This is a genomic window from Cedecea sp. (assembly GCF_036500665.1).
GTDB lineage: Bacteria > Pseudomonadota > Gammaproteobacteria > Enterobacterales > Enterobacteriaceae > Cedecea.
The window spans coordinates 36401-50210 of record NZ_DASYBS010000153.1; the positions used below are offsets into that span (position 1 = coordinate 36401).

Sequence of the window (13810 nt, forward strand, 5' to 3'; positions counted from 1 at the left end):
TCAATAGCTTGGTTCCAGTTCGCCGCTCAGCACGCTTTGCTGATGAGTCAGCAGCGCATTCTTATCCACCACCGTTCTCAGCAATTGCTGAATGGGGATATCTTCGCTGCGCGTCAGCACCACCGCTTCCGATGCAGCCAGGAAGCATTTGTCCCCGTTTAACGGGAGTGCGGTCAGCCCCAGCGCTGCCAGGTCGGCCTCGTTGCTGACGTTCCAAATCACCGCATCCACGCTACCTTTTGCGATTCTGTGCAGGCACTCGTGGTACGACACGTCGAGCAATTCCACATCCTGCCCGGCGAAATAAACATCCGTCATGATGCGCTGATCCGCCGAACGTGGGTCAATCCCAATGCGGCGGATACTTTCCTGCTGCCCGGCGCGACAAATCAACTTGTGCTCGCCCACGTAGGTGTGCGGCCCCAGCGCCAGCGCGATAAAAATATCCGGATTGCTGAGATAGCTTTCCGCCGCCAGCCTGGAGACGACGGCGAGGTCATAAACGCCGTTCAGCAGGCACTCCACTCGCGCATCGGACCCTCGCATGTGGGCGTAGTAAAACGGGATGCCGTCAAACTGCGCCTTCAGGCCGCTGGCTAGCCCTTCATAAAGGCGGGTGTACGGCAGCGGCATAGCACAAACTACATTGCCGATATCCGCGAACGCCAATAGGGCTTTGTTATCCATGCTCAGCAGGTAGCTGCCGTTGCGGCCGCGGCGCTCAACGCTCACGGCTCCGGCCTTCTCCAGCGTCTTTAAAGCCGCCTGCGTCAGGCCAACGGAAAAACCGCACTCGCCGGCTAATTCATCAATGGTTTTCAGTCTGTTACCACATTTCTCACCCAATAAATAACGGGCCAGACTGGATTGGGCTACGCCCTCTTTTTTAATAAAGCTGCGGCTCATCTGTTATCTTCAATTTATTGAATGAATATATCTTCATAAAATTGAATATAGATGGCAAAGGGGAAAATGACAAAAGGAGAATGGGGTCACAAAAAGAAATAACCCGCTGATAGCGGGTTATTCATAGGGAAAGATTATGGGTGTGCGACGAACCCGATCGCTTCGTACACTTTTTTCAGCGTTTCGCCGGCGCGAGCACGCGCTTTTTCTGCACCCTCTTTCATCACCTGCTGCAGGAAAGCTTCGTCGTTGCGGTAACGGTGATAGCGCTCCTGAAGCTCGGTCAGCATACCGGACACGGCTTCCGCCACTTCGCCCTTCAGGTGACCATACATTTTGCCTTCAAAGCTGGCTTCAAGCTCAGAAATCGCTTTGCCGGTCACGCCGGAAAGAATATCCAGCAGGTTAGACACCCCGGCCTTCTCTTTCACATCGTAACGCACGACAGGCGGCTCTTCGGAGTCGGTCACCGCACGTTTGATTTTCTTCACCACGGATTTCGGATCTTCCAGCAGGCCGATAACGTTATTGCGGTTATCGTCAGACTTGGACATCTTTTTGGTCGGCTCCAGCAGGGACATCACGCGCGCGCCGGACTTAGGAATAAACGGCTCAGGCACTTTAAAGATGTCGCCGTACAGCGCGTTGAAGCGGCTGGCAACGTCGCGGCTCAGCTCCAGATGCTGCTTCTGGTCTTCACCCACCGGCACCTGATTGGTCTGATACAGCAGAATGTCTGCCGCCATCAGCACCGGATAGTCGAACAGCCCGGCGTTGATGTTTTCTTCATAGCGGGCAGATTTGTCTTTGAACTGAGTCATACGGCTCAGCTCGCCGAAATAAGTGTAGCAGTTCAGCACCCAGCCCAGCTGCGCGTGTTCCGGCACGTGCGACTGAACAAAGATAGTGCTTTTTTTCGGGTCAATACCGCAGGCCAGGTACAGCGCCAGAGTGTCCAGCGTCGCTTTACGCAGCGCGACCGGATCCTGACGAACGGTAATCGCATGCTGATCAACGATGCAGTAAATGCAGTGGTAATCATCCTGCATGTTTACCCACTGACGCAGCGCACCCATGTAGTTACCGATGGTTAATTCGCCTGACGGCTGTGCGCCGCTAAATACGATGGGCTTACTCATTTTCTGCTTCCTGATTTGCTAAAGGTGGTAGCCCGAAAGCGGGCAATAAATCATCAAAGCGATCGAACACAACGTCCGGGTTGCTCAGCCCGATCGCTTCGCCATAGTTATAACCCCAGGTCAGGCCGACGCTTGGGCAGCCTGCAGCCTGTGCAGCCTGAATATCATTGCGAGAGTCGCCAACAAAAAGCAGCTCGTCCGCGGCCAGCCCCAGATTTTCCATGACTTTATAAAGGGCTTCCGGGTGGGGCTTTTTCTCTTTCACATCGTCACCGCCAATAACGGCCTGGAAGTAGTGGGCAATACCCAGATCTTCCAGCAGCGGCAGAACAAAAGGCGTGGGTTTGTTGGTCACCACGGCAAGCGGCAGCCCTTTCTCTTTTAGTGCAGCCAGCGTCGCAGCCACGCCCGGAAACAGGAAGCTCCCTTCTTCAACCGTGTCGGCGTAATAACGGTTAAACAGCTTGCGTGCAATATTCAACTGAGCGAGATCGGGCTCTTTATCTTTCAACGCCCACTTGAGCGCCCGCTGCATCATGATATCCGCGCCGTTACCAATCCAGGTGACAACGCGATCTTCACCCGCTGTCGGCAGCTCAAGCGCGTAGAGCGCGAGATCCACCGCCTGGCTCAGGCCCAGCGCCGTGTCGATGAGCGTACCGTCGAGGTCAAAGGCAACACCTCGAATTTTTTCAAACTTATCCATGACTTACCTTAGCCAGTTCAGAACGCATGCGGTCGATAACCGCTTTATAATCAGGCTGGCCGAAAATGGCTGAACCCGCAACGAACATATCTGCGCCCGCTGCGGCGATTTCAGCAATATTATCCGCCTTCACGCCACCATCCACTTCAAGGCGGATATCATAGCCGGATGCGTCGATGCGTTCACGAACCTGACGCAGCTTTTCAAGCGTATGCGGAATAAACGACTGGCCGCCAAACCCTGGGTTGACGGACATCAGCAAAATCACATCCAGTTTGTCCATGACGTGATCCAGCCAGGAAAGGGAGGTCGCCGGGTTAAGCACCAGACCCGCTTTACAGCCATGCTCTTTGATAAGCTGCAGGGAGCGATCGACATGCTCGGAGGCTTCCGGGTGGAAAGTAATGATGCTGGCGCCCGCGGCGGCGAAGTCAGGAATGATACGGTCAACCGGCTTCACCATCAGATGTACATCGATAGGTGCGGTTACGCCGTAATCGCGTAGCGCTTTAAGCACCATCGGCCCCATCGTCAGGTTAGGGACGTAGTGGTTATCCATGACGTCAAAATGGACGACGTCCCCCCCTGCGGCCAGCGCTTTAGCCGTATCCTCGCCCAGGCGGGCGAAGTCGGCAGAGAGGATTGAGGGGGCAATCAAATACTGTTTCATCCGCTTCTCCAGGAGTCATTCATCTTTCGGCGGCGGGCGAAACGGCTCAGGCAACCTTCACTTTATAAAGAGCCAGAAGTTCGTCCACCTTGTTACGTTTACCACCGTTTCGACTGATGCTGCGGCGAACCTGCAGCTTATGGAAATCGGTAGCGTTCTGATACCACTGGCGAGTCAGCTCGGTGTCATGATTCGAAATCAGCACCGGTATGCTTTGCTCGCGCAGTTTTTCAGCCAGCTCCGCCAGATGCTGCTGTTGCACCATGCTGAAGCTGTCCGTGTGATAAGCGGTAAAGTTGGCGGTGGCGGACAGCGGCGCATAGGGCGGATCGCAATATACAACGGAACCCGCAGCAACGTTTACCATGCTGACGTCATAGGACTGGCACACAAAAGTGGCATTTTTGGCGCGTTCAGCAAAGTGGTACAACTCTTCTTCCGGGAAGTAAGGTTTGCTGTAGCGGCCAAACGGTACGTTAAATTCACCGCGCAGATTATAACGACACAGGCCATTGTAACAATGGCGATTGAGGTACAAAAACAGCACCGCGCGCCGGAATTTATCGCTGCACTGGTTAAATTCGGTGCGGAAGGCATAGTAAGTCGCCTCTTCATTCTGCCCTTTGGTAAACAGCAGTCGAGATTCCCGCACGTACTCATCAGCGCGGTTTTTTACAATGTCGTAGAGGTTAATCAGATCGCTGTTGATATCCGCGAGGAGATAGTGCTGATAGTCGGTATTGAGAAATACCGACCCAGCGCCAACAAAGGGCTCAATCAGACAGTCGCCTTCCGGCAGATGCTTTTTTATGTCGTCCAGCAGGGGGAATTTTCCCCCTGCCCATTTCAGAAAAGCGCGATTTTTTTTCATGCTGTCTTACTATTTACACCTTATCCAGCTGTGGAAAGGCTCCGACAGCGACTGCGCTTATTTTCACTTGAGGTCAGACTGCACCTGATGAATAGGTTTTGCCCACGGGTTTTTCGCCTGAACGTCAGCTGGCAGACTTGAGACGGCACGTTTTGCGTCATCTTTAGTCGCATAAACACCGGTCACCAACACGTACCATGGCTGCCCGTTACGCTGGGTCTGGTAAACCATATAGTGCTGCAGGTTCTCTTTTTTCGCCCATGCATTCAGGTTTGCCGAGTTTGAAGAAGAACTCAGCTGCAGCGTGTAGTGGCTACCCGGCGCACTTTTAATTGCGCTGGCATCACCGGTAACAGCAGCCCCTGCGCGTGCTGGTGCAGCCGCTTGAGATTCCGCTTTAGGCGCAGCGGATGCCGTGGCTTTCGGTGCCGGTGTCGACGCTGCAACGCTCGTTGACGGCGCTTTCACAGGCGCGGAGACGGCAGGAGCCGGTTCGCTGTGTTTTGCCGTGGCAGCCGGTTTGCTCTCAGCCTTGACCTGTGGTTTCGGTTCAGGTTTGCGTACTGGCTCAATCACCGCTTTTTTGCGTTCCGGGCGCGATTCAACGGTGCGGGTTGGCTCCTGAGTACCGGCCAGCTTGCGCGGCTCGGTTTTGCTGCCTGCAACCGGCGCGACGGTAGCGGGTTCAGTCGGCAGCGTTGAATTGCTGACCACGTTATCAATCTGGCCCTGCTGCTGAGGCTGAGTCAGTGCGTTATTCAGGTTTCCAGGAACCTCAACGCGCTGCTGACCTTCGGGCTGTGGCTGAGCTTGTGCCTGAGTGGGCGTAGAAGAAATTGGCGGCAGGGAAACATCCTGCGGATTCTGCTGGCCGGATGCCGGAGTATTGCCGGGCTGCGGTTGCGCACCGTTTGCCTGATCGGCTGGCGCTGCACCGTTAGAGCCAGAGAGATCGATGTTCTTCTCGGCACCCGGTTTTTGCTCGGCCGTATCGGCGCTGGATGAAGGGGCTTTCAGGGCAGAACCGATGCCGATGATAAGCAGCAGCAGAACCAGAATACCGATCCCCATCATCATATGCTGACGAGAAACCGGGGCCTTCTGTTTTGCTGCCTTTTTACGCCCACGCGCTGGACGAGGTTCTGCGGCCAGACCGTCATCACCTTCGTACTCTTCCTCAACGTCCTCTTCACGCTCGCGGTGTGAACGAGAAGGACGACGATCGTCCGCATCAAGATCGACGTCATCGACGTTGATTTGCGGTTCTTTGTCGAACTCGTCAGGTTTGCGGGAACGCCCAGGACGACGATCGCTTGGATCGGGTTTCAGCTCGTCTTCTGGTTTGAACTCATCCATTTAACACCCCACTCAAAGACGCATGCCCATGTCCGCATGACGCCCGAAGTTAAAAACTGTAAAAATTCTAGTTGTTAAGCCTGCTGGCAATCAGCAATGGCTGACAGAACGACATCGTGCGGTACTCCACCGCGTACTTCACTCTTCCCTATCGCCCGCGGCAGAATCAAACGCAGCTCACCGGCTAAAACTTTTTTGTCACGCATCATGTGGGGCATATACGCGTCAGGCACCATTTCCTGCGGCCCGTTGACCGGTAACCCAGCTCGCACAAGCAGCGCAATCACGCGCCGAACGTCAGCTTCACTGAATTGGCCCAGGCGCTGTGCGGTACGTGCCGCCATCACCATTCCGGCCGCCACGGCTTCGCCGTGCAGCCAGTTGCCATAGCCCATTTCGGCTTCAATGGCATGACCAAACGTATGACCCAGATTCAGTAAAGCACGTAAGCCGCTTTCGCGCTCGTCGGCAGCAACAACTTCGGCTTTCAGCTCACAACAACGGCGAATACAGTAAGCCATTGCCTGACCGTCCAGCGTCAGCAGGGCGTCGATATTATCCTCCAGCCAGTTAAAGAACTCGCCGTCGAGAATAATGCCGTATTTAATGACTTCAGCCAGGCCAGACGCCAGCTCACGCGCAGGTAATGTAGAGAGACAGTCGAGATCCACCACCACCGAAGCGGGCTGGTAGAAGGCGCCAATCATATTTTTACCCAGCGGATGGTTGACGGCCGTTTTGCCGCCTACAGAAGAGTCGACCTGCGAAAGCAGCGTGGTAGGAACCTGGATAAAACGTACCCCGCGCTGATAGCTTGCCGCGGCAAAACCGGTCAAATCGCCAACAACGCCACCGCCTAATGCAATCAGGGTCGTGTCGCGGCCGTGAGGTTTTTCCAGTAGCGCCGTAAAGACGGTATCGAGCACAGCGAGGCTTTTAAACTGCTCGCCATCCGGAAGAATGACGGTATCAACCTTAACGCCTGCCTGTTCCAGAAGACCACGAACCCTGTCCAGATAGAGAGGCGCAAGGGTTTCATTGGTGACCAGCATGGTCTGGTCGCCAGCCTTCAGCGGCCAAAAGGAAGCCGGGTCATTGAATAACCCGGCGGCAATGGTAATAGGGTAACTACGTTCCCCGAGAGTGACTGTCAGCCTCTCCATTACGCGGAGCCCACCTTAATTGTTGCTTTGCCCGCAGGCGTTTCTTGATTAAGCCAGAATCAGTTGCTTTCCAGCATATGAATAATCTGGTTTGCAACCACTTTGGCGCTTTGATCGTCGGTGCGAATCGTTACATCAGCAATCTCTTCGTACAGAGGATTGCGCTCATGCGCCAGCGCTTCCAGAACTTCACGAGGTGGAGTCTCAACCTGCAGCAGCGGACGTTTTTTATCGCGCTGAGTACGTGCAAGCTGTTTCTCAATGGTGGTCTCAAGATAAACCACTACGCCACGAGCGGAAAGACGATTGCGGGTTTCACGAGACTTCACAGAGCCGCCGCCGGTAGCCAGCACAATGCCCTGTTTTTCAGTGAGTTCGTTAATGATTTTTTCTTCGCGATCGCGGAAGCCTTCCTCGCCTTCAACGTCGAATACCCAGCCCACATCAGCTCCGGTACGTTTCTCAATCTCTTGATCAGAATCGAAAAATTCCATATTGAGTTGCTGAGCTAACTGACGCCCAATAGTGCTTTTGCCGGCACCCATAGGCCCAACCAGAAAGATATTGCGTTTCTCTGCCATTTTTTCGGTACTACTAAGACAATTCGTTGATGATAAACCCGCCCGGTAATAACCAGCTGCGGCGGGACATGAACTGAAACCTCATAAGCGTGAGTTCGAGAATCAGACTGAAAATTATCTCAACACTCAAGGGGGTTTGGCAACCGAATAAATCACCTGGCGCCAGGCTCGGGACGAAAAGCATGCTCCGGCTTTCCCGGCCACAGGTTCTGAATACCCTGCCTCCCGAAACGGTACACCTTGTAAGCTAATTCCTCTCTGCCGTCAAACACCTGGGTACTGTTTAGCAGAAAAATCCACTGTCTGAGGTGGAAATCCGCTAAGGCAACGCAATCAGCCTTGGTGTGATAAATACGACTAATTCCCGACGTTGGTGCTTTTTCCCGTCGTGCCGGAACAATTGGCCGATAAGTGGGATACTGCCGAGCAAAGGGACGCTATCCCGGGTGCGGTTATTTTGCTGCTGGAAGATCCCTCCCAGCGCTAACGTCTCACCATCCTGGACGTCTACCTGTGTTTCAATCTCTTGTTTATCAATGGCAAGTACCTCTCCGTCCGCATGCTGAATGCTGCGTCCTGGCATATTCAGGCTGATGCGCAATTGTAGGCGAATGCTGCCGTGATGGTTGATCGTCGGCGTCACCTCCATGCCAAGCACGGCTTCTTTAAACTCAATCGAAGAGGCTTCATTTTTGCCGTTTGAAACCTGGTAGGGAATTTCAGTGCCCTGCTTAATACTGGCGGCCTGCCGGTGCGCGACCAGCAGGCGTGGACTGGCAATAATTTCCAGCTGCTGTTGCTGTTCCAGCGCGCTAAGTTCAAGTTCAAGCATCCGGCCATTAATGCGCCCAATATTGAAACCAAGGGCTGTGGTCGCCGCATTGACCGCCAAATTACCCGAAACGGTGGTCGCCTGATATTGGCCAGCCCCCACATCCCCAGCAGGCGATGTCCACTTCACGCCAAGCTCACGCAGCTTCTCCTGATTGATGGTGACAATATGGGCGGAGAGCTCAACCTGTCCCATAGAGACGTCCATATCCGCTATCCATGACGCAATCTGTTTTTGCGCTTGCTTGCTGTCACGTATCACCAGGCGATTTGTGCGTTTATCCACGGTTAAGCTGCCCCGGGGCCCCAGAAGTTTCTCTTCGCTTGCTTTGATTCCCGCAGCGAGGTCTGCCACTTCGGCGTAGCGCGGCGTATAGACCTTCTGAACCAGAGGCTGCTCAAGTGCATTTTGCTTACGCATAGCCTCCTGCTGAGCCCTTAGCTTAGCCGGATCCTGCTTCAGCTGAATATGCAGCACGTTTCCCGACGCTGTGGAGGTCAGGCTTGCCAACCTGAGCACCTGCTGAAAAGCCTGCTCCCAGGGAACATCAACCAAACGCAAAGAAAGACGCCCCGCTACGCCTGGTGCAATCATCATGTTAAAACTCTGCAGTTCGGCCAGCGCCTGCAATACCTGCGCGACCGGTGCATCATCCAGCGTAAGGGTGACATTTTTATTCGCCGCCCCCGTTAGCGTTAGCGGCACCAGCATCAGCACGCCCGCCACGATATGCCTTATCATAGGCACCTCCCTGTATGTTCCAGTGGTAATAGCGTCCTTCGCAGGCGCCCTTCAGCGATACCGTAACCTGCCGCTGACGGATGCCCGCCACCCTGACTTCCGGTTCAATAGACTGTCCTTCGGCTACTCTTCGCCATCGCTGCCCGGAGAGGTTCAGCAGCGCAACGCTACCTTCCGGTAAATAAAGCACGCCGCGTAACTGCCAGCCGTCAAGACGTTTCAGCAGCACCTCGCAAGGTGAGAATGGAGCAACAAAAGGATTGCGCGGCACTGCCTGTAGCGGCGCACTCAGAGCCAACAACAGCATCCAGCTAGCGGTCTTCATCGGCGAACTCCAGCGTCAGCAAAACCCGAACCTGCTCCCCGGCTCCCCTTAAGGCAAAGCCGGGCAACCTTACACGCGGATAATTCGCTAATTGCTGAAAAAATGGCGGCACTTTTGGCCACGGCAGCAAAATGTCCAACAAGGCAGCGCGTGCTCCGGGCTGCCACTTCACCAGCCTTCCCCCGGACAGTCTTACCGCTTCCAGCGCGGAAAAAGACTTTGCCGGAGTCGCATCAGGCAACGGCTGCAACTCCGGCAGGGCCGCCATTTTCTGTTGCAACGAGATAACGTGCTGGCGGACTTGCTGGTTTTGCTGCCCCCCTTCACGCAGGTGTTGTTGCCTGGGCTGGAGCAACAGCCACCAGCAGGCCAAAGCCGTGGTAAACAAGCAAACCAATACGCTTAAAATACGAAAGCCTGAATGTCCGCTCACCAGGCGCTCAAGGTCTTTCAGCACATTACCCTCCGCCGGGCATTAAGGTGAAAGTAAAGAACAGCCCGTTGCCCTGTTCATCGCGGAGTTCGCCCGGCGCTACCCTGAACGCGCCGGGTAAAGCACCAAGCATTTTTTCGATTTGCCCTAACTCACGCACATCTCCCGCGACGCCAGCGACTGTGGCGATCTCGTTCTGCCAGCTAACACTTTCCAGCCAGCTGTTCTCAGGCAGCCGAGTGGCCAGCGTATTCAGTACATGTTCCCAGCGTGAAATCGTGGCGCTTAATACCGCTTCCGCTCGTAATACTTCCCGCCGCCGCTGGTTCTCTTTCAACCTACTTTGCTGACGCACTAAAAGTGCTTTTAGCGCCAGTTGCTGCTGCTCCAGAGCGTTTGCCAGGGCCTGTTGCTGGCGTAACTTCACCTCCAACGCCTCGGCCCAAAACAGCGCCAGTGCGATAACCGAAAGCATGCCGACGAGCGTCGTGCTGCCCCATAGCGTTAACCGATAGCGTCGCCTCAGGGCTCGCCAGGGCAATAAGTTAATTAGCGGTGTCATCAGCGGATAGGCCCCAATGCCAGCCCCAACGCGAGGGTGTAGAGCCCGCCATGGCGCGGTAACGGGGGCTGATGACGAACAATAGGTTGCCAGGCGTTTAGCGTTTCTGCGCCTGCAGGTATTGTGCCGTCGCCGTTCGCCTGACTAACCGCTATTTCGCTGGCACAGGCGCCTAACTGCTGACATAGCGCGGGGAAATCGATCGCCTGCCGCTTATCGAGCCAGCCGGAGCGCTCGGGGTTATTCACTGAAGCCCATAACCAGTAACCGCCTTCTTCGTGAACCAGAAAGCGGCAACCGGCTGAGTAACAGCTTTGCGGTAATGCACTCAGAATTTTGTCCCCCGGCGTGACCGTCCGGGGAAAAAGTTTGACGCTTGCGAGGTTTGCCAGCAGCGCGCCGAGGTCCTCCTGTTTTGCCGCCGTAACGCACAAAGGTTCACCTTCATCTGGATAGTCATAGCAGAGCTGTGCTGTGGGTATTTGCAGCTGGCGAGCCGTTGCGCCAGCGATATACTTTTCTTGTGCAGACTCCTGCAACCGACGATCGGGCCGGGGGATCTGGCGCTGCAGCGTACGCTGAACCGGAAAACCGACTCGTAGCTGGTGACGCTCCGGGATTTCTTTGCGCCACTTAGCAAGCGTCTCGCGCAGCGTGCCAGGTTCGGGTAACATGCCGTCCGCAAGTACCTGTTCCGGGAAGGGTAAAAACCACCAATGGCGTAATTGCCACCCTTGTCGGTGCCATTGCACCGCCGCGGCGCGTACGCCCTCCGCCTGGATATCCAGGCCAATCCGCCAACCAGGAAACATCATGGTTTCGATCTCCTTATCTGGATGATTAACAGCCCTGCCCCCGAAACAATAACGGGTATATCAAAGCTCCTGGCTTGCCTTTATACTACCGCGCGGTTGATTAGAAACTGCCCAATTGAAACCTAATGGGAAATTTAAGGTGAAGTTCGTAAAGTACTTATTAATCCTTGCAGTCTGTTGCGTTCTGCTGGGAGCCGGCTCGATTTACGGTTTATACAAATACATTGAGCCCCAGCTACCTGATGTCGCGACGTTAAAAGACGTGCGACTGCAGATTCCAATGCAGGTTTACAGCGCTGACGGGGAGCTTATCGCTCAGTACGGCGAAAAACGCCGTATTCCACTAACCCTGAACCAAATCCCTCCGGTGATGGTAAAAGCGTTTATCGCCACGGAAGACAGCCGCTTTTACGAGCACCATGGCGTTGACCCAGTGGGTATCTTCCGTGCGGCAAGTGTTGCGCTGTTTTCTGGTCATGCTTCCCAGGGAGCAAGTACCATTACTCAACAGCTGGCGCGTAACTTCTTCCTGAGCCCCGAACGCACTCTGATGCGTAAAATCAAGGAAGCATTTCTTGCCGTTCGTATCGAACAGATGCTGAGCAAAGATGAAATCCTTGAGCTCTATTTGAATAAAATCTACCTCGGTTACCGCGCTTATGGTGTGGGGGCAGCAGCTCAAGTTTATTTCGGCAAAACTGTCGACCAGCTGACCCTGAGCGAGATTGCAGTGATTGCCGGTCTGCCTAAAGCACCGTCAACGTTTAACCCGCTTTACTCAATGGATCGATCAACGGCGCGCCGCAACGTTGTGTTATCGCGCATGCTGAGCGAAGGTTACATCAGCCAGAGCCAATATGACGACGCACGTAGCCAGGCTATCGACGCCAGCTATCACACCCCGGAAATCGCGTTCTCTGCACCTTATTTGTCAGAGCTGGTGCGGCAGGATATGGTCAGCCGCTACGGCGATAAAGCGTATGAAGATGGCTACAAGGTGTACACCACCCTGAGTCGTAAGATTCAGCAGGGTGCGCAGCAAGCCGTACGCAATAACGTTATGGCCTACGATATGCGCCACGGCTACCGCGGCCCCTCAAACGTGTTGTGGAAAGTGGGTGAAAGCGCGTGGGACGAGAAAAAAATCACCGACTCGCTGAAGAACCTCCCGGTTTATGGCCCGTTATTCCCGGCGGTAGTGACCCGCGCCGCCGCTGACGAAGCAGCGGCTTTGCTGGCAGATGGCAGCGCCATTTCTCTCGGGATGGAGGGTATGCGCTGGGCGCGTCCGTACCGCTCCGACACCGCGCAGGGAGCCACGCCGCGTAAAGTGACTGACGTAGTCCAGGCAGGCCAGCAAATTTGGGTACGTAAGGTGGATGACGTATGGTGGCTGAGTCAGGTACCTGACGTTAACTCAGCGCTGGTCTCGCTCAACCCGCACGACGGTGCCGTCCTTGCCCTGGTCGGCGGCTTTGACTTTAACCAAAGCAAATTTAACCGCGCCACCCAGGCGCTGCGCCAGGTGGGGTCGAATATCAAGCCTTTCCTTTACACCGCAGCAATGGATAAAGGCCTGACGCTGGCGAGCATTCTTAACGATGTGCCGATTTCCCGCTGGGATGCCGGTGCAGGATCCGACTGGCGGCCGAAGAACTCCCCGCCACAATATGCCGGGCCGATTCGTTTACGTCAGGGACTGGGCGAGTCTAAAAACGTTGTGATGGTACGAGCTATGCGCGCAATGGGCGTAGATTATGCCGCAGAGTATCTGCAGCGTTTCGGTTTCCCGGCAGCGAACATTGTTCACACCGAGTCATTGGCGTTGGGCTCCGCTTCGTTTACGCCAATGCAGGTTGCCCGTGGTTATTCCGTTATGGCTAACGGCGGTTTCCTGATTGACCCTTACTACATCACCAAAATCGTCGATGACGCAGGTAAAACCGTATTCGAGACGAAGCCTAAAGTAGCCTGCGCCAGCTGTAATATCCCGGTCATTTACGGCGACACGCCGAAATCAACGGTGCTGGAAAATCAGGATGTGGAAGACGTTGCGGTATCACAAACACCGCAAAACAGCAGCGTCCCAATGCCCCAACTGGAACAGGCCAACAGCTCGCTGGTCGCTAAAACACAGGGAGAGGAATATGCCCCGCATGTGATCAACACGCCGCTGTCATTCCTGATCAAAAGCGCGCTTAACAGTAATATTTATGGCGAACCCGGCTGGCAAGGAACCGGCTGGCGAGCAGGTCGGGATTTGAAACGCCGCGACATCGGCGGTAAAACCGGGACCACTAACAGCTCTAAAGATGCCTGGTTCTCAGGTTACGGTCCTGGCGTCGTCACGTCTGTATGGATTGGGTTTGACGATCACCGCCGTGACCTTGGCCGAACCACCGCCTCCGGCGCAATCAAAGATCAGATTTCAGGCTACGAAGGGGGTGCCAAGAGCGCTCAGCCCGCCTGGGATGACTTTATGAAAATCGCCCTGGCAGGCACACCGGAAGAGGCGCTAACGCCGCCGCCGGGCATCGTTACCGTGAATATCGACCGCAGTACCGGTCAGTTAGCCAACGGCGGCAACAGCCGTGAAGAATACTTCATCGAAGGCACGCAGCCTACTCAGCAGGCTGTGCATGAGGTGGGCACCACGATTATCGATAATGGGGAAGCACACGAGCTGTTCTAAACCCAGCAAAAAGGGCCG

The 13810-nt window shown here is 55.0% G+C and carries 14 protein-coding genes; 1 reads left to right on the forward strand and 13 read right to left on the reverse strand.

Features of this window, described 5'->3' with window-relative positions; genetic code table 11:
* From yhfZ to VGM55_RS24510, 13 genes are all read right to left on the reverse strand, one after another.
* Window positions 1-906, reverse strand: coding sequence for a GntR family transcriptional regulator YhfZ (yhfZ, locus tag VGM55_RS24450; protein WP_331637014.1), 906 nt, complete (start codon window positions 904-906; stop codon window positions 1-3).
* 134 nt (window positions 907-1040) lie between these two features.
* Complete coding sequence (gene trpS, locus VGM55_RS24455; RefSeq protein WP_154189095.1) at window positions 1041-2045, reverse strand: tryptophan--tRNA ligase; 1005 nt, start codon at window positions 2043-2045, stop codon at window positions 1041-1043.
* Complete coding sequence (locus tag VGM55_RS24460; RefSeq protein ID WP_154189096.1) at window positions 2038-2751, reverse strand: phosphoglycolate phosphatase; 714 nt, start codon at window positions 2749-2751, stop codon at window positions 2038-2040. Before VGM55_RS24460 ends, trpS begins: the two co-directional genes overlap by 8 nt.
* On the reverse strand, window positions 2744-3421 hold the full coding sequence (gene rpe, locus VGM55_RS24465; protein ID WP_154189097.1) for a ribulose-phosphate 3-epimerase: 678 nt from the start codon (window positions 3419-3421) through the stop codon (window positions 2744-2746). Before rpe ends, VGM55_RS24460 begins: the two co-directional genes overlap by 8 nt.
* 46 nt (window positions 3422-3467) lie before the next feature.
* Window positions 3468-4292, reverse strand: coding sequence for an adenine-specific DNA-methyltransferase (gene dam, locus VGM55_RS24470; RefSeq protein WP_154189098.1), 825 nt, complete (start codon window positions 4290-4292; stop codon window positions 3468-3470).
* Window positions 4293-4355: 63 nt separating this feature from the next.
* Window positions 4356-5648, reverse strand: a complete 1293-nt coding sequence (gene damX / locus VGM55_RS24475) for a cell division protein DamX (RefSeq protein ID WP_154189099.1) — start codon at window positions 5646-5648, stop codon at window positions 4356-4358.
* A gap of 74 nt (window positions 5649-5722) precedes the next feature.
* Complete coding sequence (gene aroB, locus VGM55_RS24480; RefSeq protein WP_154189100.1) at window positions 5723-6811, reverse strand: 3-dehydroquinate synthase; 1089 nt, start codon at window positions 6809-6811, stop codon at window positions 5723-5725.
* A 59-nt stretch (window positions 6812-6870) separates the two neighbouring features.
* Window positions 6871-7392 carry a shikimate kinase AroK gene (aroK, locus tag VGM55_RS24485; protein WP_016538517.1) on the reverse strand — a complete coding sequence of 174 codons (522 nt, stop codon included), beginning with the start codon at window positions 7390-7392 and terminating at the stop codon, window positions 6871-6873.
* 319 nt (window positions 7393-7711) lie between these two features.
* A complete protein-coding gene (gene pilQ, locus VGM55_RS24490) occupies window positions 7712-8965 on the reverse strand; it encodes a type IV pilus secretin PilQ (protein ID WP_331637015.1) in 1254 nt (417 codons plus the stop codon).
* Window positions 8898-9290 (reverse strand): HofP DNA utilization family protein, encoded by a 393-nt coding sequence (locus VGM55_RS24495; protein ID WP_154189102.1) that lies wholly within the window; start codon window positions 9288-9290, stop codon window positions 8898-8900. The genes pilQ and VGM55_RS24495 overlap by 68 nt, the downstream gene beginning before the upstream one ends.
* Window positions 9277-9747: a hypothetical protein gene (locus tag VGM55_RS24500; RefSeq protein WP_154189103.1), complete on the reverse strand. Its 471-nt coding sequence runs from the start codon at window positions 9745-9747 to the stop codon at window positions 9277-9279. The genes VGM55_RS24495 and VGM55_RS24500 overlap by 14 nt, the downstream gene beginning before the upstream one ends.
* A gap of 1 nt (window position 9748) precedes the next feature.
* On the reverse strand, window positions 9749-10285 hold the full coding sequence (locus VGM55_RS24505) for a PilN domain-containing protein (protein ID WP_154189104.1): 537 nt from the start codon (window positions 10283-10285) through the stop codon (window positions 9749-9751).
* Window positions 10285-11100: a pilus assembly protein gene (locus VGM55_RS24510; protein WP_154189105.1), complete on the reverse strand. Its 816-nt coding sequence runs from the start codon at window positions 11098-11100 to the stop codon at window positions 10285-10287. The genes VGM55_RS24505 and VGM55_RS24510 overlap by 1 nt, the downstream gene beginning before the upstream one ends.
* A gap of 139 nt (window positions 11101-11239) precedes the next feature.
* Here VGM55_RS24510 and mrcA point away from each other — a divergent pair, with 139 nt between their 5' ends.
* Complete coding sequence (gene mrcA, locus VGM55_RS24515; RefSeq protein WP_331637016.1) at window positions 11240-13792, forward strand: peptidoglycan glycosyltransferase/peptidoglycan DD-transpeptidase MrcA; 2553 nt, start codon at window positions 11240-11242, stop codon at window positions 13790-13792.
* Window positions 13793-13810: the final 18 nt, after the last annotated feature.

Coding starts and splice junctions, on each gene's coding strand:
- dam (WP_154189098.1), bottom strand. CDS start 4,292: ATGAAAAAAAATCGCGCTTTTCTGAAATGGGCAGGGGGAAAATTCCCC.
- VGM55_RS24510 (WP_154189105.1), bottom strand. CDS start 11,100: ATGATGTTTCCTGGTTGGCGGATTGGCCTGGATATCCAGGCGGAGGGC.
- VGM55_RS24460 (WP_154189096.1), bottom strand. CDS start 2,751: ATGGATAAGTTTGAAAAAATTCGAGGTGTTGCCTTTGACCTCGACGGT.
- yhfZ (WP_331637014.1), bottom strand. CDS start 906: ATGAGCCGCAGCTTTATTAAAAAAGAGGGCGTAGCCCAATCCAGTCTG.
- pilQ (WP_331637015.1), bottom strand. CDS start 8,965: ATGATAAGGCATATCGTGGCGGGCGTGCTGATGCTGGTGCCGCTAACG.
- VGM55_RS24505 (WP_154189104.1), bottom strand. CDS start 10,285: ATGACACCGCTAATTAACTTATTGCCCTGGCGAGCCCTGAGGCGACGC.
- aroB (WP_154189100.1), bottom strand. CDS start 6,811: ATGGAGAGGCTGACAGTCACTCTCGGGGAACGTAGTTACCCTATTACC.
- aroK (WP_016538517.1), bottom strand. CDS start 7,392: ATGGCAGAGAAACGCAATATCTTTCTGGTTGGGCCTATGGGTGCCGGC.
- VGM55_RS24495 (WP_154189102.1), bottom strand. CDS start 9,290: ATGAAGACCGCTAGCTGGATGCTGTTGTTGGCTCTGAGTGCGCCGCTA.
- rpe (WP_154189097.1), bottom strand. CDS start 3,421: ATGAAACAGTATTTGATTGCCCCCTCAATCCTCTCTGCCGACTTCGCC.
- damX (WP_154189099.1), bottom strand. CDS start 5,648: ATGGATGAGTTCAAACCAGAAGACGAGCTGAAACCCGATCCAAGCGAT.
- trpS (WP_154189095.1), bottom strand. CDS start 2,045: ATGAGTAAGCCCATCGTATTTAGCGGCGCACAGCCGTCAGGCGAATTA.